This is a genomic window from Kitasatospora sp. NPDC058243, assembly GCF_042882025.1.
Classification (GTDB): domain Bacteria; phylum Actinomycetota; class Actinomycetes; order Streptomycetales; family Streptomycetaceae; genus Kitasatospora.
In genome coordinates, this window is sequence record NZ_JBHVWW010000001.1 from 38,015 (window position 1) to 53,484 (window position 15,470).

The 15,470-nt window shown below is 70.5% G+C and carries 18 protein-coding genes and 1 pseudogene; 12 read left to right on the forward strand and 7 right to left on the reverse strand.

The features are described from left to right. Window positions 1–86 precede the first annotated feature (86 nt). The 3 genes from ACFVX9_RS00180 (at window position 87) to ACFVX9_RS00190 (ending at window position 1,925) form a co-directional block, all read left to right on the forward strand. Window positions 87–320, forward strand: coding sequence for a hypothetical protein (locus ACFVX9_RS00180; RefSeq protein WP_380377771.1), 234 nt, complete (start codon window positions 87–89; stop codon window positions 318–320). 198 nt (window positions 321–518) lie between these two features. After that, on the forward strand, window positions 519–827 hold the full coding sequence (locus tag ACFVX9_RS00185; RefSeq protein ID WP_380377770.1) for an immunity 53 family protein: 309 nt from the start codon (window positions 519–521) through the stop codon (window positions 825–827). A 429-nt stretch (window positions 828–1,256) separates the two neighbouring features. After that, on the forward strand, window positions 1,257–1,925 hold the full coding sequence (locus tag ACFVX9_RS00190; RefSeq protein ID WP_387979490.1) for a Type 1 glutamine amidotransferase-like domain-containing protein: 669 nt from the start codon (window positions 1,257–1,259) through the stop codon (window positions 1,923–1,925). A gap of 186 nt (window positions 1,926–2,111) precedes the next feature. Here ACFVX9_RS00190 and ACFVX9_RS00195 read toward each other — a convergent pair whose 3' ends face one another. Further along, the gene (locus ACFVX9_RS00195; RefSeq protein WP_387979493.1) at window positions 2,112–2,825 is read right to left on the reverse strand and encodes a transposase family protein; all 714 of its coding nucleotides are present in this window, start codon (window positions 2,823–2,825) and stop codon (window positions 2,112–2,114) included. A gap of 98 nt (window positions 2,826–2,923) precedes the next feature. Here ACFVX9_RS00195 and ACFVX9_RS00200 point away from each other — a divergent pair, with 98 nt between their 5' ends. Then, complete coding sequence (locus tag ACFVX9_RS00200) at window positions 2,924–3,736, forward strand: barstar family protein (protein WP_363367961.1); 813 nt, start codon at window positions 2,924–2,926, stop codon at window positions 3,734–3,736. Window positions 3,737–3,952: 216 nt separating this feature from the next. Next, a complete protein-coding gene (locus ACFVX9_RS00205) occupies window positions 3,953–4,363 on the forward strand; it encodes a hypothetical protein (protein WP_387979496.1) in 411 nt (136 codons plus the stop codon). 234 nt (window positions 4,364–4,597) lie between these two features. Here the strand turns inward: ACFVX9_RS00205 and ACFVX9_RS00210 are convergent, their stop codons facing one another. The 3 genes and pseudogenes from ACFVX9_RS00210 to ACFVX9_RS00220 form a co-directional block, all read right to left on the reverse strand. Further along, window positions 4,598–4,876, reverse strand: a complete 279-nt coding sequence (locus tag ACFVX9_RS00210) for a hypothetical protein (protein WP_387979499.1) — start codon at window positions 4,874–4,876, stop codon at window positions 4,598–4,600. 62 nt (window positions 4,877–4,938) lie between these two features. Then, entirely contained in the window at window positions 4,939–5,163 is a 225-nt protein-coding gene (locus ACFVX9_RS00215) for a helix-turn-helix domain-containing protein (protein ID WP_387979501.1), read from the reverse strand. A gap of 87 nt (window positions 5,164–5,250) precedes the next feature. Next, window positions 5,251–5,448, reverse strand: a pseudogene (locus tag ACFVX9_RS00220) (IS5/IS1182 family transposase); the annotation flags it as partial. A 74-nt stretch (window positions 5,449–5,522) separates the two neighbouring features. Between ACFVX9_RS00220 and ACFVX9_RS00225 the strand changes: the two are divergent. Beyond that, the gene (locus tag ACFVX9_RS00225) at window positions 5,523–5,726 is read left to right on the forward strand and encodes a hypothetical protein (protein WP_387979922.1); all 204 of its coding nucleotides are present in this window, start codon (window positions 5,523–5,525) and stop codon (window positions 5,724–5,726) included. 149 nt (window positions 5,727–5,875) lie between these two features. Here ACFVX9_RS00225 and ACFVX9_RS00230 read toward each other — a convergent pair whose 3' ends face one another. Continuing rightward, entirely contained in the window at window positions 5,876–6,922 is a 1,047-nt protein-coding gene (locus ACFVX9_RS00230) for a trypsin-like serine peptidase (RefSeq protein WP_387979504.1), read from the reverse strand. 493 nt (window positions 6,923–7,415) lie between these two features. On the opposite strand from ACFVX9_RS00230, the gene ACFVX9_RS00235 reads away from it, so the two are divergent. Then, the gene (locus tag ACFVX9_RS00235) at window positions 7,416–8,030 is read left to right on the forward strand and encodes a hypothetical protein (RefSeq protein WP_387979507.1); all 615 of its coding nucleotides are present in this window, start codon (window positions 7,416–7,418) and stop codon (window positions 8,028–8,030) included. Window positions 8,031–8,114: 84 nt separating this feature from the next. Here the strand turns inward: ACFVX9_RS00235 and ACFVX9_RS00240 are convergent, their stop codons facing one another. After that, on the reverse strand, window positions 8,115–8,699 hold the full coding sequence (locus ACFVX9_RS00240; RefSeq protein WP_380377757.1) for a TetR/AcrR family transcriptional regulator: 585 nt from the start codon (window positions 8,697–8,699) through the stop codon (window positions 8,115–8,117). Between the two features lie 150 nt (window positions 8,700–8,849). On the opposite strand from ACFVX9_RS00240, the gene ACFVX9_RS00245 reads away from it, so the two are divergent. The 4 genes from ACFVX9_RS00245 (at window position 8,850) to ACFVX9_RS00260 (ending at window position 13,639) form a co-directional block, all read left to right on the forward strand. Next, on the forward strand, window positions 8,850–10,067 hold the full coding sequence (locus ACFVX9_RS00245) for an FAD-dependent monooxygenase (protein ID WP_387979510.1): 1,218 nt from the start codon (window positions 8,850–8,852) through the stop codon (window positions 10,065–10,067). Window positions 10,068–10,353: 286 nt separating this feature from the next. Next, window positions 10,354–10,986 (forward strand): RNA polymerase sigma factor, encoded by a 633-nt coding sequence (locus ACFVX9_RS00250; RefSeq protein WP_380377753.1) that lies wholly within the window; start codon window positions 10,354–10,356, stop codon window positions 10,984–10,986. Next, the gene (locus ACFVX9_RS00255; protein WP_380478630.1) at window positions 10,983–11,804 is read left to right on the forward strand and encodes a hypothetical protein; all 822 of its coding nucleotides are present in this window, start codon (window positions 10,983–10,985) and stop codon (window positions 11,802–11,804) included. The genes ACFVX9_RS00250 and ACFVX9_RS00255 overlap by 4 nt, the downstream gene beginning before the upstream one ends. 356 nt (window positions 11,805–12,160) lie before the next feature. Beyond that, complete coding sequence (locus tag ACFVX9_RS00260; RefSeq protein ID WP_380478632.1) at window positions 12,161–13,639, forward strand: purine-cytosine permease family protein; 1,479 nt, start codon at window positions 12,161–12,163, stop codon at window positions 13,637–13,639. Window positions 13,640–14,013: 374 nt separating this feature from the next. Here ACFVX9_RS00260 and ACFVX9_RS00265 read toward each other — a convergent pair whose 3' ends face one another. Beyond that, window positions 14,014–14,382 (reverse strand): hypothetical protein, encoded by a 369-nt coding sequence (locus ACFVX9_RS00265; protein WP_387979515.1) that lies wholly within the window; start codon window positions 14,380–14,382, stop codon window positions 14,014–14,016. A 610-nt stretch (window positions 14,383–14,992) separates the two neighbouring features. Between ACFVX9_RS00265 and ACFVX9_RS00270 the strand changes: the two genes are divergently transcribed. Continuing rightward, on the forward strand, window positions 14,993–15,364 hold the full coding sequence (locus ACFVX9_RS00270) for a hypothetical protein (protein WP_363367939.1): 372 nt from the start codon (window positions 14,993–14,995) through the stop codon (window positions 15,362–15,364). Window positions 15,365–15,470 lie beyond the last annotated feature (106 nt).

The window sequence follows — 15,470 nt, forward strand, 5'->3', positions numbered from 1 at the left end:
CGGCGCGGACCGGCGCCTCCAGCGCAGCCAGCTCTGCGGCCACGGCTCTACGTTCCGTCGTCGTCCGCGAGTTCGGCGGCCGCGGCTTGCCTCTCGGCCCCGTCCTGGTCACCAGCGCGTACGGCTGGCTGATCCGCAAGGGCCTGCCCCAGCGGCAGCTGTGCCGTTCCACGGCCTGCGCCGACGGCATCGACCTGGCATGGGGAGCCGACAGCGTGATGTGCGACGGCCGGCTGACCAACCGGCGCTCGCAAGGACGCCGGGCCAGGCGGGCCGTCGAGGAGGTGACGGCGGAGCTGGAGCGTCAGGCGCTGCCGTGAGCTGCCCCGAGTTTCATGGAGTCCGCGATTGTGTGATCAAGCCGTCCCGACCAGGTTTCGACAGCCAGCCCGCCGGACCCGAGGACCAGTACGCGAGGATGCGCGCCGCCCTGGCAGCGTGCGACCGGCCGACAACCGCACTGAGCTGGCTGCGCAGCCGGACAAATCCATGCGATCACAGCATTAACATCTCCTCCCATGAGTGATTCGAAGCATGTCCTTGACTGGCTGCAGGACTGGTACACCGACCAGTGCAACGAGGACTGGGAGCACGAGTGGGGCGTGAAGATCGCCACGCTCGACAACCCGGGTTGGACCGTCACCATTGACTTGGAGGAGACAGACCTGGAGGAATGCGAATATCCCCGACAGGACATCAACCGCAGTACACACGACTGGGTGTGGGTGTGGACCTCCGAGAAGATCTTTCACGCCAGCTGCGGCCCCGGCAACCTCACCGAGGCCATCACGCTGTTCCGCGCCTGGGCGACCGCGAACACCCCCTGAGCGTTCGCGCAGCCCGAGACCCCAACCCGACGTACCTATGCGGTCAGTACAGATGTGATCCCCCATCACCGGGCCTTCATTGAGGATTGTTCATCCTGAACTTGCAGGTCACGGGGCTGGCGTGGGTCGGGGGTGGGGCACTCGGGCCGGTCTACGGCGTGATCGGTAGCAGATGATCGTCCGTCAGCGGGAGATTCGGCGTTCGTCGACGCGAGCAGAGCCTGCAGAAGCATGGTGGCGTGCCGGGCCTGTTCATGCAGACCTTGGTGAGGATCCGTCAGTTCTTCAGGCCGGCGAAGCCGTGCTCGTTGGCTGCGGGTTCGCGGTTGACCCGGTCGGCCATGCTGGTCGCCCGCCTCAGCACGGACCACGGAGGTGGTGGCCTCCCAGCGCATTGCGCGGGCCTGGCAGCCATGATTGGCTCGCCTGGTGAAGCTTCTGTTGACGTCGAGCGGCCTGCGCAACGAGACATTGCGGGATGCGCTGCGGGACCTGCTGGGAAAGCCGTTCGAGTCGGCGAACATCGTGTACGTTCCCACGGCATCCGTTGCCGAACCCGGAGACCACGGGTGGTTCGTCGCGGACATGAGTCGACTGCACGGTCTCGGCTGGCAGGAGTTCGACATCCTGGAGCTGAACGGCCTGCCTCGGCAGATGGTGCTTGACCGGCTGCTTCACGCCGACGTCATCTATGTCGAGGGCGGCAGTCACTACCATCTCGCGCGCAGTATCACCGGCAACGGCCTGGCCGACGGCTTCTTGGAGGTGCTGGAGAACCGGGTCTATGTGGGGGTGAGCGCCGGATCGATGATCTTCAGCCGAAATCTCACCGAACATTCCGCCGACGTCATCGGGGATACTGCGGACCTGCACGTGCTCGGCGCGACGACGGTGGAGCCGCCGTTCGGTCTCTTCGACTGGTACCTGAAGCCGCACCTGCACTCGCCGGACTTCCCGGGGCGGGACGACGTCTGGGCTGATCGCATCGTCGAGCGGGCGGACTTCCCGATCTACTTCATCGACGACGACACGGCTATTCGCGTCAGCGACGGCAAAGTGGACGTCGTCTCCGAAGGGCGCTGGCGGTTTCACCCCTGACGCAACGCGCGGTGCGGCACATCTTCTCTTCCCCGATCCGGGCGAAGTGCTGGTCCAGGACGGAGAGATAGACGTTGGCCAGCGGCGGGGAGACCACCCGCCCTGCGAAGTTCCGGTCAAGGTCTCCGTAGACCCACCGTTCGGCTCGGCCGGTCGGGGGCGTGATCGCTGGCAAGTGATCGCCCGTCAGCGGGAGATTTCGGCGTTCGTCAGCACGAGCAGGGCCCGTAGGAGGGCGGTGGCGTGCTTGGCGTTCATGCGGACCTTGCTGAGGATCCTCCAGTTCTTCAGGTCCGCGAAGCCGTGCTCGTTGGCCGCGCGTTCGCGGCTGACCAGCCGGTTCGCCTCTTTCTGGGCCTCGGTCAGCGGATGTCCCCGGGTCGCCCTGCGACCGGTGACGATCACCGGGTCGTCCGGGTCGTCGTCCAGACCGACGAAGCCGAGGTCGGCCAAGGCGCCGAGGCCGGCTTCGCGGAGCTTGGCGCAGATCTTGTCGTGGCGCGCGGTGGTGATCTCGCCGGAGCGGCCCGGCTTCGCCGCCGAGATCCAGATCAGGTTTTTGCCCTTCTCGTGGACCCAGCTCAGATGCCACGTCTCCAGGAGATCCACGTCAATCTCATCGACCGCCTGCAGGAGGCCAAGGACCAGGGCTGGATCGGCGAGGCCGCCGCCAGCGAGACCACCTGGCCGCCGACGCACAGAGACTGGAGGCCATGCACGAACGTGCAGCGCAACCTTCCACCGTCCACCTCGGCATGCCCGACTTCCGCCGGGACGCCGGACGAAGCAGCGCCGATGCGGAGGACCGAGCGCCAACGCTTTCCCGATCTCCGGAGGCAAGTCCTCGACCTGCAGGTTGGGCGCGGGCGGCGCCACCAACATCGGTTGCACCGTCAGCACCCAACTCGGCGATACTCCATGCCGACAGGACGCGCGGCGAACTCGCTCGAAGTGCCCCGACCCGAGCTCCTGCAGGGACGACAGATGGTGAGGTTGAGATGGAAGCGACAGGCGCGCGGGCGGAGTTCAACTACTCTCTGACCGGCGACGACGACGAGGACACCCCTTGGGGTTTCGCTCAGGATTGCACAGGCTTGTTCGCGCCGCTCAAGAATGACCACCGGTTGGTCGACTTGCGCGGATGCGCACCGGAGGGCGGGCTGCTGGCCGCTCTCGACCGTGTTGGTGGACACGACGCCTGCGCGGGAAACGCCTACCTGACCCTGCTCGATACCGCTGGTACCACGATGGGGTCTTACTTCGTCGGTGGTGTCACCGTGACCGCCGTCAAGCCATCAGTTCTCGGTGAGGGCCTCTTCGATGTCTCGGTACGGCTCTGGTGTCAAAATGCGCTTCCTGGCTCCGCCGGGGTGTGGGAACTGATCCGTACCGGGCAGTTGAACCGAAATGGACTGTGGAGATCCATGGGTCCGGCGGGCCGTCTTGCATGGTTGTCCGTGGCTATGTTGTCCCGGGAATACCGGCACCGGAACGACGATGGCGACCGGTCACCGGGACAAGTGTTCAGGATGGACGGCCGTCAGGTCATCGACGTCGACAGCTTCTACTGCGCGCTGGGCGAAGCGATCGACGGGCCCGGCGGATACTTCGGCTGGAACCTCGACGCCTTGGACGACTGCCTCGGAGGAGGCTGGGGTGCCTCTTCTCCGTTCACGTTGGAATGGCAGCACTCGGAGGTAGCCAGGACGCGGCTCGTGAGACAGCGTGCGCTGCACGAGGGCACTGCGGCCCTGTTCGAGGTTCTCCTTGAGATCTTCGCCGACCACGGGGTCGAGGTCGTCCTGCAGTGAGGCAGCGAGTACCCATGGCGCACCGCGCGCTGACGGATGGCGGCCGGGCAGCAGCTGGCGGTGCGACACGCCCGAATGCTCCCGGGCGCCAGGATTTCCAGCCACTACTTTCAGCGGCTCAACTGCGATCCGCCCCGCCAGGCCGCCAGCTGGGTTAGGTGTGCGTGTGTTGCGGAAGTGGCGGTTGGTGCCTTGGTAGTGCGGGAGACTCACGCCATGGATGGGATCTATCGACTGCGGCGCCAGACGAACCGCTGGGCGCGTTTCGCCGAGGTCAGCGTGCGCCTGGTCCCGGTGGCGAGTGCTGGCGTTGTGGTCCGTGCGGCGGTGTTCGGCCGAAATGGCTCGGCAGTCGTCGATGACGCGGGGGACCCGGGCGCCGAGGCGGAAGCGCGAGAAGGCGTCCGGTACGCGTTGAGGGAACTGCCCGCCGGCATCCGCGGCTGGCTGGTGGAGATCACCGGGATTGTCATCGCTCCTCCTGATACCGGTCCGGGTGACGTGAAGTTCGCTGCCGCCCACGCCGTCTGGCAAGCGCTGGGACACCTGCCGTCCCGCCCGCCGTTCACGGGTGAGGACGGGAACCCGGTGTTTCCAGCGGAGGAAACTCCTGATCGCGGTCTGTGATGATCTTGGCGCGGGGTGCGGAGGCCTGACGGACGAACAGTGGGTCCGACTGGAGGAGTTGCTGCCGGCGGGTAAGAAGACAGGGCGGCCTCCGTACCGGACCCATCAGCAGGCCGCCGGGGCGGCGAAAAGGGGGCCTCCAGAAGGAGCCGCCAACTCAAGCGCCACGGACCGCCGCTACGAGATACGACAAACCTGCCGTCCGCTACGAAGCGACCGTGCTGGCCACAGCCATCAACGAATGGCTGTGACCAGCACTTTCACAACAGGCCACAGTTCGGATGAGCCCGTGTCAGGTGCCCCATGCTCCGTCTCGACCTCGTCCAAGAGCCCAGGCTGCTCGAGATCGAGATCAACACCCGCCGCCTCGGGGAGACCCAACGGATGCAGTGGCTCGGCGAACTCGCCGGCCTGCAGGAGAGCCTGCGGCACATTGCTGACAAGAAGTGTCAGGTCGAACAGCTGCGAGTCCAGGCCGGCCCGGACGCGGATGGTGTCATTGCCCTGAGCCAAGGGGGTGGTGCTTACCCCGAAATCACAGTTCGGGGCCTACCCCGCCGGGCTTCTGGCGAGAACTACCGCAACTTCCGATCAAGAGGAGGGCAGTGGCTGAGGTCATCAGGTCGCTTCACGAATGGGCCGCAGAGCCACAGGCAGGCCGACTTCGAGCTCACCCGCAACCTGCGGGCAACCTCCGGCGGCCCCAGCCCATCGGCGAACAACCCGGCGGCCTCCAGCCGCACCTCCTCGCGACGCTGGCGACCTTTCGCCGTCAGCCCGCCCCCATCCGCATATCGCATACCTACGGCATAGCGCGCAGATGACCATCAGTCAGCTACATGAACAGGCCAATCACCCCGAAGCGCCGAAGTCAGTAAGACCGTGTCCTATGTGGTGGGGCGGGTCAGGCGTTTGTAGCAGCAGAGGGTGGCGGCGAGGCCGAGGAAGGCCAGGTAGGTGCGGGGGTCGCGTTCGTAGCGATGGTTGAGCCGGCGGTAGCCGGTCAGCCATGACGTCGTTCGTTCGATGACCCGCCTGCGACGCCCGAGGCGTTCGCTGGAGTCGATTCGGCCTCGGCGCCGGATCGGCGCACGCCGCCGGCTGGCCGCCGCCGCAGCCGGGCGCCCACCTGTACACGGGCACCGGCGGGAGCGGGGCGGTGACCACGGTCGGCCTGGGCGACTTCGGCACCTGCCACGCCCTGTCGGCGCCCGCCCGCTCCGTCCAGGTCGTCTCCGGCTCCGTGTCCGTGGCGCTGTACCCGGACACGGACTGTGCTGGTGCGCACCCGTGGGCCACCGGCTCGCTGGCCCAAGCCAACCTGCCGTGGGCGATGCGGAGTTACCGGGTGGTCCCGGCCTGACGGACGGCGCAGCGGCTTCGGACGGCCGCCCCGGGCGGAGGCCTCGAACGCCGGTACCGGGGGTGCGGGAGCCAGTCGGCTCGCGCCCCTGGTACCGGCGTTTTCCGTTGGGGCCTGGTGGCTCCGGCCGGTGTTTGTGCCGGTCAGGCCTAGCGCGCCTGGGCCCAGCTGTAGAGGCGGTGGGCGCTGTCACCGAGGCGGGTGGCGTACAGCGTGCCGGGCTGCCCGCCCGCGAGGTCATCCGTGGTGGTGGTGACGCCGACGACGGTGCCGGCGCCGGTCCGGGTGTCGAAGCGGGCGAAGTGCGGGCCGCCGCTCGCCCCGTGGGCCATGTCGCAGGACTCGCCCCACAGCAGGGGCGCCTTGGGGGCCGGCCGGTCCGGTCCGGCGCAGTGGATCATGCGTGAACCGGCGTACTTGGCGCTGGGGTCGTTGAGCCGGTCCTTCGGGTAGCCGAAGGTGTGGATGAACTCGCCCGCCGCGGGCTCGGTGAACGCGATCCGCTGGCTTCCGGTGACGTCCGCGATCCGGCGCCCCTCGGCTGACGGGTTCGCCACGAGGACCCCGGTGTCGTAGCCGGCGACGGCGACGTCGTTCGAGGTCGCGCTGCCCGGATCGGCGTCCCAACGGGACGACGTGGCCATCGACTTGATGCTGAATCCGCCGAGCGGCTTCGTCCCGTTGCGGTAGCCGGGCACGAAGTAGAGGTTGTGCTGCCAGGTGTCGTCGGTGGCGGGAGCCCCGACGCCCCGCAGGCAGTGCGCCGCGGTGACGACGGTGCTGCGGTTCGCACTGTTGACGACGGTCGCGGTGCAACTGCCGTCGTAGCCGTCGGAGAAGGTGAAGAAGAGCCGGCCGACGCTCCGGTCCACCGCGCCGCCGTGGGTCCAGACGGCGCCGGGGTCCGGCGTGTTCGGCGGGAGCGGACGCGGATCGTCGGGCGTGGTGTCGTCCTCGGGCACGGGGGTGATCTCGGGGACCATGGCGCCCGCCAGCTTCATCCGCGCGGCGGTCCAGTAGGCGTCGATCCGGCTGCGCTCCTGGGCGGTCGTGGCGCCGGCGTGCGAAGTGACGGAGTCCGGTTCCGCGGCCAAGGCCGCGGTGGGCAGCAGCACCGCCGCTGCCGTGGTCGCGCTCAGCAGGAGGGCGGCTGCGGCGGAGAGGCCGCGGGGGAGTTCTCGGCGTGTGGCTGACATCGTTGCCCATCTCGGTCGGGTGCGGTTCATGTCGGGTGCGGTTCGCTTCGGGTGCGGTCCGCGCTCGGGTGCGGTCCGTACGCGGGGGGCGGCCGCGGTCCGCCCCGCGCGTCACGGATATCCGGCACTGTAGGAACAGAACGTCAGGTCCTGGTCTGGGGCGCGTTTCGCTCTTCCATCGGTACCGTCAGGTTCCGGTAACGACGTCTCGTCCTCGTACCGGTGCCGGGTGTGCGCTCCGGCCCGGTTCCAGCCGCAGTTCACGGCCGACGGAGAGGCGGCCGACGGGTTTGTCGAGGTCCGTCGGGACCATGGTTGTGCTCCGCACCGCGAGGGGCTCCCCGGGCTTCGCAAAAAAGGAGCTTGAGGCCACTGGCGCGCGTGTTGTACTTGGCACATGGGGGTTGGCGACGGTCGGATGCGGTTGCGGGTGACGAGCCACCCTGTTGCCTATCCCGGATCCGGGCTCAGCCGGATCCTGAGCACCGGTCCCATGCTCCGCAACACTTTCGTCCGCCCGCCCGACTACCGAGTCGGGTATCTGGGCGCAAGCCGCGCCGATCTCCTTCGGCTCGGCGCTCTGTTCCGCGTCGCCGCGGCGAGCCCGCACAGCGCGATCTACATTCCGGTCCCACCGGGCGCCCATCCGATGGCCTCCGCCGGCGGCGACACCCATCCGATGCCCATGCTCCTGGCCCGTGAGGACACGGGACTGCGGCCGTCCGACTGGCCGGATCTGCGGCACAGGATGCGCCGCGCCTCGGTGCCGTTGAGGGTGACCGCCCCAGCGGCACGATCTCCCGACCGTCCCGACGACGTCCGTCGCCGAGCCGATCGCCACCCCGCCCGCTTCGCCGAGTACGCCGCGACGATCGTCATCACCGCCCGTGCCGAGCTGCTGTTCTGGATCGGCGACTGGCTCACCGCCGCCGGCGGCCGCGTCGCCCAAGACCCCCACGTCCATCAGCACGGCGAGAGCTTCCTCGGCGACATGGTGGGCTTCTTCGACCCCAGGGGCACGGACCAGCCCATGCACGCGTTCTGCGTGGTCGCCGTCGAACCGATCTTCCACCAGGCCCGCTGGCGGAAACAGCGAACACCCAGCTGAAGCAGCGGTGGTAGCCGAAGCCCTCCGCGTCGAGGGCCTGCGTCCGCGGCGGCCGGTCAGTCCCGACTGGTCAGTCCCGGCCGGTCAGTCCCGGTCGAGCAGTGCGGCGAGGTAGTGTGCCACCTCGCCGCACAGGTCCTCCGGTGTCGGCACGTGCCAGTGTCCGCTTCCCGCTGTGGCGTTGAACAGCAGCCCGTCGCACCAGCGGATCAGCCGTCGGGCGTCGGCCGCCGGGTCGGCCGAGCCGCTCTGCGCCAGCAGGGCGGCAGCGGTGTCGGTGAAGCGCGCGCCCAGCCGGTCGTAGCCGGCGCGCAGTTCGGGCCGGCGGGTGGCTTCCAGGGCGAGTTCGAGGCGGGCCAGAGTGAGCCTGCGCCCGGTGGTGAGCGCGCCGTACAGCAGCTCGGCCACTCCCTGGGTGAGCAGGTGGCGCGGGCAGCAGTCCGGCTGGGGCCCGCCGGCCATGACCGGGTGGCCTCCGGTCTCGCGTTCGACGATGCGGGTGAGGGCGAGGTCGAGCAGGGCGGCCCTGGTCCGGGCGAGGTTCGAGGTCGAGCCGGCGGGCAGTCCGGCCTCCTCGTCCACGGCGCGGTGGGTCAGCCCGCGCAGGCCGCGCTCGGCGATCAGGGCGATGGCGGCGTCGGCGATCAGCGTCGGGCGCGGCGGTGTCATGGATCCGGTCCTGGCCTCTCTCTTCAGGGGGTCCCGACCCGGGGCGGGCCCGAACCCCCTTCACGCCAACACTATCCCATCCCAACTACAGGTGTAGTATGGTGCGGGAAGTGGTCACTACAGCCGTAGTGTCGGGAGAGGGGTTCACTCATGGGCGCGTACCAGGCAATCGTCATCGGCGGCGGCATCGGCGGACTCTCCGCCGCCCTCGCCCTCCACCGCCAGGGCATCCCCGTGACCGTCCACGAGCGCGCCGCCTCGCTCGAACCCGTCGGCGCCGGACTCGCCCTCGCCCCCAACGCCCTGCGCGCCCTCGACCGGCTCGGCATCGGCGAACGCCTGCGAGCCCTCGCCACCCCTCATCCCGCCGTCGGCCTGCGCCACCCCTCCGGCCGCTGGCTCGCCCGTACCGACACCGCCACCTTCGAGGCCTGCTTCGGCGACACGATCGCCGCCGTCGCCCGCGCCGACGTCATCGCCGCCCTGGTCGACGCCCTTCCGGACGGCACCGTCCGCACCAACTCGCCCGCCGCCCTCGTCACCCCCGGAGGCACCACCGGAAGCGCCACCGGAGGCACCCCAGGAAGCACCACCGGACCAGCCGTCGTCCGGACCCCCGACGGGGAACGGCCCGCCGCCCTGGTGGTCGCCGCCGACGGCCTCCGCTCCGCCACCCGCGCGCTGCTCTTCCCCCAGCACCCCGGCCCCCGCTACAGCGGCTTCACCACCTGGCGCACCGTCGTGTCCCCCACCCGCCGGCCGGATGCCGTGGGCGAGGTCTGGGGACGCGGACAGCTCGCCGGCGTCGTCCCGCTCGCCGACGGCCGGGTCTACGTGTACGGCGCCGCCCTCGCCCCGGCCGGCGCCCGCGCCGCCGACGGCGACGAGAAGGCCGAACTCCTGCGCAGGTTCGGCACCTGGTGCGCGCCCGTGCCCCAACTCCTCGCGCTCGCGGAACCCGAGCGCGTCCTGCGCCACGACGTCTGGGACCTCGCCGACCCCCTGCCCACCTACCACCAGGGCCGGGTTGCCCTCCTCGGCGACGCCGCCCACGCCATGTGCCCCTTCCAGGGCCAGGGCGCCTGCCAGGCCATCGAGGACGCCGTCGTCCTCGCCTCCGCCCTGACCCCCGGCGCGGACCCGGCCACCACCCTCCCCGCCTACACCGCCGCACGCCTCCCGCGCACCACCGCCATCGTCACCGGCTCCCGCCGTACCGGCGACCTCGTCGCCCTCCACACCCCCGCCGCCACCCGCTTGCGCGATGCCGCCCTCACCCTCGCCGGCCTCCTCCCGGCCCGCACCCTGCTCAACCGCTCCGCCCGGACGTACAACTGGCAGCCCCCGGCCCTCGACGCAACCGCCTGAGCACGGACCGCCCGCCACTCGCCCGGGACCAGCCGACGGGCTGGATATCGAGGCGGCGGGCATGCGGGTCGAAGCGCCCGGGGGCGGCCTTGCCCGCAAGTTCGGGGACCACGACGTCCGCCCGAGGCCTTCGTCCGGATGCGCGGGATCGCCGTGCAGGCGATCGCTCCGACGATGGCCGGGCGGGCCGGTAGAGCGGCCAGGCGCGTTCCGCGGGTGACGCAGGTCATAGGAACCCGCGCGGGCGGGGCACCAGATAGGGGGCGTGGACTCTTCAGATCGAGATGTGCGCGCGAGGGTGCGGGCCGGTGACCGGGACGCGTTCGGCCGGCTCTTCGACACGTATGCGCGTGCGGTGTACAACCACGTGTTCCGGCTCACCGGGGACTGGTCGACGGCGGAGGACGTGATGTCGTTGACGTTCCTGGAGGCCTGGCGCCGGCACGACCGGGTCGAGGCGGAGGGCGGGTCGCTGCGGCCCTGGCTGCTGGGCATCGCCACGAAGCTGGTCAGCAACCAGCGCCGGGCCGCCCGGCGGCACTGGCAGGTACTGGCGCAGCTCCCGCCGGCCCGCGAGAACGTTCCCGACTTCGCGCAGGAGGTGGCCGGGCGGATCGACGACGCGGCGCGGATCGCGGTCCTGCACCAGTCGCTGGCGCGGCTGCGCCGCCCGGACCGCGAGGTGCTGGCCCTGTGCGTGTGGGCGGGCCTGGACTACCAGGAGGCCGCCGAGGCCCTGGGCGTACCGGTGGGCACCGTACGCTCACGCCTGTCCCGGGCCCGGGCCCGGCTGCACCGCCTCGCCGAGACGGCCCAGCGCCGGGCGCAGCGGAAAAAAGTGGAACCCGGCCGTGGCCGGAACCAGATCCAGGGTGGGTCCGCGAGTGCGGCCCCGTCCACGAAGGAGGTACACCAGTGAACGCCGGACAGCGGCCGGAGCCGGTCGAGCGCGCGGAACTGCTCGGGCAGGTGCCCGTGCCGGCCGAGCGCGACCTCCCCGCAGGACGCCACGCCCTACACCGGGAGCGCCTGATGCGCCAGATCGACCTCGACACCCCCGCCCCAACCTCCACCCCCGCCCCGGCCCCCGCCAGGCCGCGCTTTCGGCGGCGGCTGGCCGTCACCCTCGCCGGTGCGCTCGTCGTGGGTACGGCCGTGGCCGTGGCCGTGACGCAGTCCTCGCGGGGCGGCGCCAGCGGGCCGCTGAGCTCCGCGGAGCTGGCCAGCTGGACCGGTGTCCCGACACCGCTGGCCGCTTCGACGGGCCCGGGCGCCACCGCCGAGAAGTGGTGCCTGGACCGGATGGCCGACGGCCCTGGCGCCGGGGCACCCGTCAAGATCACCAATGCGGACCTGCGGGGCAAGGTCGCCTCCATGGTCGTCAACCGCGGCGGCAAGGCCATGCTCTGCTACGTCGCCTCGGAGACCAGCGGCCTGTGGGAGGCGATCGACCCGGTGAAGAACGTGGCGGCCGATGCGGTCACCTACGACACGGGCGGCTCCCACGGCGACGGGGATGCCATGTTCAACTACGCGCAGGGCTCCGTGGGGGCCGGCGTGAAGGCGATCACCATGCAGGTCGCCGGACGCACCTTCCAGGTCACCGTGGCGGACGGCCGCTGGACCGCCTGGTGGCCCGGGACGATGTCACACCGTGCCGTCCCCGACACGGTCACCGTCACCCTCGCCGACGGCACCACCCGCGTCGTCAGCGGCAGCTCGCTGTTCACCAGGTGAGACCCAGGTGAGACCTCCCGGGTGCGCGCTGAGCGCCTGGACCAGGCGGCGCCCGGTCGGGCCTGCGCGCTCCCGGGCCGGCGGCGCATCCCGGCCCTGATCTCCTCCTCGGCGAACGCCGCGAGCGCGTCGGACCTGGCCGTGGGCCGGGTCCGCCGTTCGCGGCGTTTGCAGCGTTCGCGGCGTTTGCGGAGAGGCCGCGGGCGGGGGTGGCGTCCTCCCCTCCGGTACCGGCCAGGCCCGGGAACCGAAGCGGACAAAGTAGGATGACTCAACTCCCGCGCTACGCGCGAAGAGTTCCACAAATGCCCCATTTGTTCGATTTATCTCCGCTTCACACGCACGGAGCCACCCTCATGGACAACCCGTCGAACGCCGACACCGGCGGCGCGATAGAAACCCGCGGCATCGAACCCGTCCCCGACCACGAGCGCGGGGGCAGAGTCCGCGAGCTCTTCCCGACCTGGGTCGCCGCGAACATCAGCGTCCTGCTGCTCACCATGGGCGCCGCCCTGGTGGTGTTCAACCAGTTGAACTTCTGGCAGGTCCTGATCGTCGCGGCGTGCGCCGCGCTCGTCTCGTTCGGCCTGGTCGGCGTGCTGTCGGTCTCCGGCAAGTGGGGCGGGGCGCCGGGCGCGACCCTCTCGCGGGCCACCTTCGGGGTGCGCGGCAACCTCTTCCCCGGCGCGGTGCTCTGGATCGCCCGGTTCGGCTGGGAGACGATCAACGCCGTCACCGGCGCCTACGCCGTGCTGACCGTCCTCGACCTGCTCTTCGGCGTCAAGGCCAACACCGCGCTGATCGTCATCACGCTCTTCGCCTTCGTCGCCTGCACCTTCCTGGTCTCCGGCATGGGCCGCAAGGCGCTGAACGTCTGCAACACCTGGTCGACGTACCTCTTCGGCGTCTTCAGCGTGCTGGTCCTGGGCTACCTGGTCGCCACCATGCACTGGAGCGAGGTCTTCGCCAAGCCCGCGGGCACCACCGCGATGATGATCGCCGGCATCGGGACCATCGCCGCCGGCGGCATCAGCTGGGTCCCCACCGGCCCGGACTTCGCCCGCTACCTCCCGCACGCCGCCTCCGGCAGGAAGATCGTCGGCGTGACGGTCTCCGGCGCCGGCCTGGTGATGGTGCCCATGGTGCTCATGGGCGCCGTGATGGCGGTGGCCTCACCCGGCCTCGCCCAGGCCGCCGACCCGGTCTCCTTCCTCGGCGACCTGCTGCCGACCTGGCTCGCCGTGCCCTACCTGCTGACCGCGATCGTGGGCATGCTGCTGATCAACAGCCTCTCCATGTACTCGGCCGGCTTCACCGCTCAGACCATGGGCGTCAAGCTGCCGCGCGCCACGGCCGTCAGCATCAACGCCGTGATCTCGCTGGTCGGCGGCCTGCTGCTGATGCTGGTCGCCAAGAGCTTCCTGGGCTCCTTCATCACCTTCCTCATCCTGCTCGCCGTCTCCTTCTCGGCCTGGATCGGCGTCTACGCGGTGGACATGTTCCGGCGCCGCTCACGCGCGGTGCGCTACGACGCCGCCGGGCTCATGGACACCAGCAGGAACAGCCGCTACTGGTACACCGGCGGCTTCTGCTGGCAGGCCATGGTGTCCTGGGTGCTCGCACTGCTGCTGGGGCTCGCCTTCACCAAGTGCGACTGGTTCGCCGGCCCGCTCTCCGACACCCCCGTCGGCAGGTACGGGCTCGCCTGGGCAGCGACCATCGTGATCTCCGCCGCGATCATGGCCGCACTCCCCGCACCCCGGGAGAACACCCCCGCCACCACCGCACAGCCCTCCGACCGCCAGGCGGAGCAGCCCGAACCGGCCACTGCCTGACCCCGAGGCACGGCCCACCGCCCGCCCCGACACACCCAGACACACCCCGACCGCCCGGTCGCCGCCTCACCCGAGCCGGCGACCGGGCGGTCCCGTTCCGCCACCACACCCAGGCACCGCCCGACAGCCGGCCATGCCCTGCCGGCAGCGACCAGCACCCGTTCGAGGGCCTTGGCAGCTTAGCCACCATGCAGCAGGCGATCACCACGACGACGGAATCCGGACGCCCCCTCCGGCGGGCCGCCGACGTCGCCTCCGGCGCCTTGACCGCACTCCCCGACGTGACCCGGACGCCCGCCCGGGGGCCTGTTTCGCTCCCGCTACGCCGCGACGACCGGCCCCTGGTCCCCGGATCAGTCCATGCCCTGCCGGCCCTACGCCTTCGCCGTCGCCCGGGCCGTGAGGCCGGGGTCAACCAAGTCGCAGCGCGACGCGACGACGTCGGGGGCGGCGGATTGCAACTCGTCGCATTTCAAGGTGGCGTCGACGTACTCACGGTCCCCACTCGGCAAGCCCTCCGTGAGCACGGCGACGCGGAACGTGTAGCGGGGTCCGGTGCTGGCAGGATCCGGGATGCAGGCCCCGCCGAAGAACACTCCCTCGATCGCGACCTCCTCGCTGTAGTAGCCGGTAGGGCAGGTGTAGCCGTAGGCCGGGTCGGCGGCATGGGCCGGGGCCTGAACGGCGGTCACCGTCCCGGTGGCAAGGAGGAGCGCTGCGGCTCCCATGCTGATCGGCTTCATGGCTTCACCTCTCCGCATAGTCACTCCGAGTACTTGAGACGCTACCCTGGATTCGTACGCCTGTCCGCCCGGGGCTTCCAGGTCCGGGGGCTACCGGTCCAGGTCCGGTCCCAGCGCCCCGCGCCTTGAGCTGGGGTGTCGCGACCCCCGGGACGGGTGGGCGGGGTCGCCCGCCCGGAGCGGCTCGTGCCGCTCGTGCCGCGCCAGACGATCGTCGGGTTCTACCAGGTGAGCAGGATGTAGCCGGGACCACCGTTGTGGCCGCCGGTGACGACCGTGCCCGACGACCGTCCGGCCGCCGGGCAAGCCGGCTCACCAGCGCAGGCGCCGCGCCACTGCGGACGAGTTCGAGTCCGTCTGCCGAATGCAGTGACTCCGGCAGCCGGAGTAGGTCATGCTGAGACCGGGCCGCCCCGCACCTCCCTCGTCGAACTGGCCGTTCACCAAGGAGAGTTGCATGGCAGCCCACTGTGCGGGCAGGGAGTGGAAGCGGCATGGGTACGCGCCCCCGGTGCACCCCCTCATCGTGATCGGCTGCACCACTTGACGCAATGACGTCCACGCACCGGGGGCGGGCCACCGACACGCTCATCCACCAAGGGAGCACAGCATGCGCATCAGGAAGACTCTCGCCGCCCTGGCCGTCGTCACTTCGACGATGGTCGGCGTGGGCGTCGCAACCGTCGGCACCGCGTCCGCCTCCGACAGCGGCTCCGACAGCGCCACCAGCAACAACGGCGCGTGGTACCAGGTGTACGCGAACGGCCCGACCGTCGGGTGGCACGTCAACGCGGGCCGCACCGACGAGCGGTTCTACCTGACCGCCGGGGACACCTGCGGCCACACCTACAGCTGGAACTGGAACGACGTGGCCGACGCCGGGACGAACAACGCGTGGTGGCAGTTCGCGTGCAACCTGTCATGGGCGAACCTGTACCCGACCAACAACGGCAGCCAGTCCGGCCGCACCGTCTCGCGATGATCCACGTCGCAGACACCGTCATCCCGCTGCCCGGCGGCACGACGGGCGGCTGAGCGCCGCGCGCCGGCTGGTACTTCCTCACCGCCGGCCGGCCTCGCCCCTGCAC

Coding starts and splice junctions, on each gene's coding strand:
- ACFVX9_RS00185 (WP_380377770.1), top strand. CDS start 519: ATGAGTGATTCGAAGCATGTCCTTGACTGGCTGCAGGACTGGTACACC.
- ACFVX9_RS00200 (WP_363367961.1), top strand. CDS start 2,924: ATGGAAGCGACAGGCGCGCGGGCGGAGTTCAACTACTCTCTGACCGGC.
- ACFVX9_RS00205 (WP_387979496.1), top strand. CDS start 3,953: ATGGATGGGATCTATCGACTGCGGCGCCAGACGAACCGCTGGGCGCGT.
- ACFVX9_RS00215 (WP_387979501.1), bottom strand. CDS start 5,163: ATGCGATATGCGGATGGGGGCGGGCTGACGGCGAAAGGTCGCCAGCGT.
- ACFVX9_RS00230 (WP_387979504.1), bottom strand. CDS start 6,922: ATGTCAGCCACACGCCGAGAACTCCCCCGCGGCCTCTCCGCCGCAGCC.
- ACFVX9_RS00235 (WP_387979507.1), top strand. CDS start 7,416: ATGCTCCGCAACACTTTCGTCCGCCCGCCCGACTACCGAGTCGGGTAT.
- ACFVX9_RS00240 (WP_380377757.1), bottom strand. CDS start 8,699: ATGACACCGCCGCGCCCGACGCTGATCGCCGACGCCGCCATCGCCCTG.
- ACFVX9_RS00245 (WP_387979510.1), top strand. CDS start 8,850: ATGGGCGCGTACCAGGCAATCGTCATCGGCGGCGGCATCGGCGGACTC.
- ACFVX9_RS00260 (WP_380478632.1), top strand. CDS start 12,161: ATGGACAACCCGTCGAACGCCGACACCGGCGGCGCGATAGAAACCCGC.
- ACFVX9_RS00265 (WP_387979515.1), bottom strand. CDS start 14,382: ATGAAGCCGATCAGCATGGGAGCCGCAGCGCTCCTCCTTGCCACCGGG.
- ACFVX9_RS00270 (WP_363367939.1), top strand. CDS start 14,993: ATGCGCATCAGGAAGACTCTCGCCGCCCTGGCCGTCGTCACTTCGACG.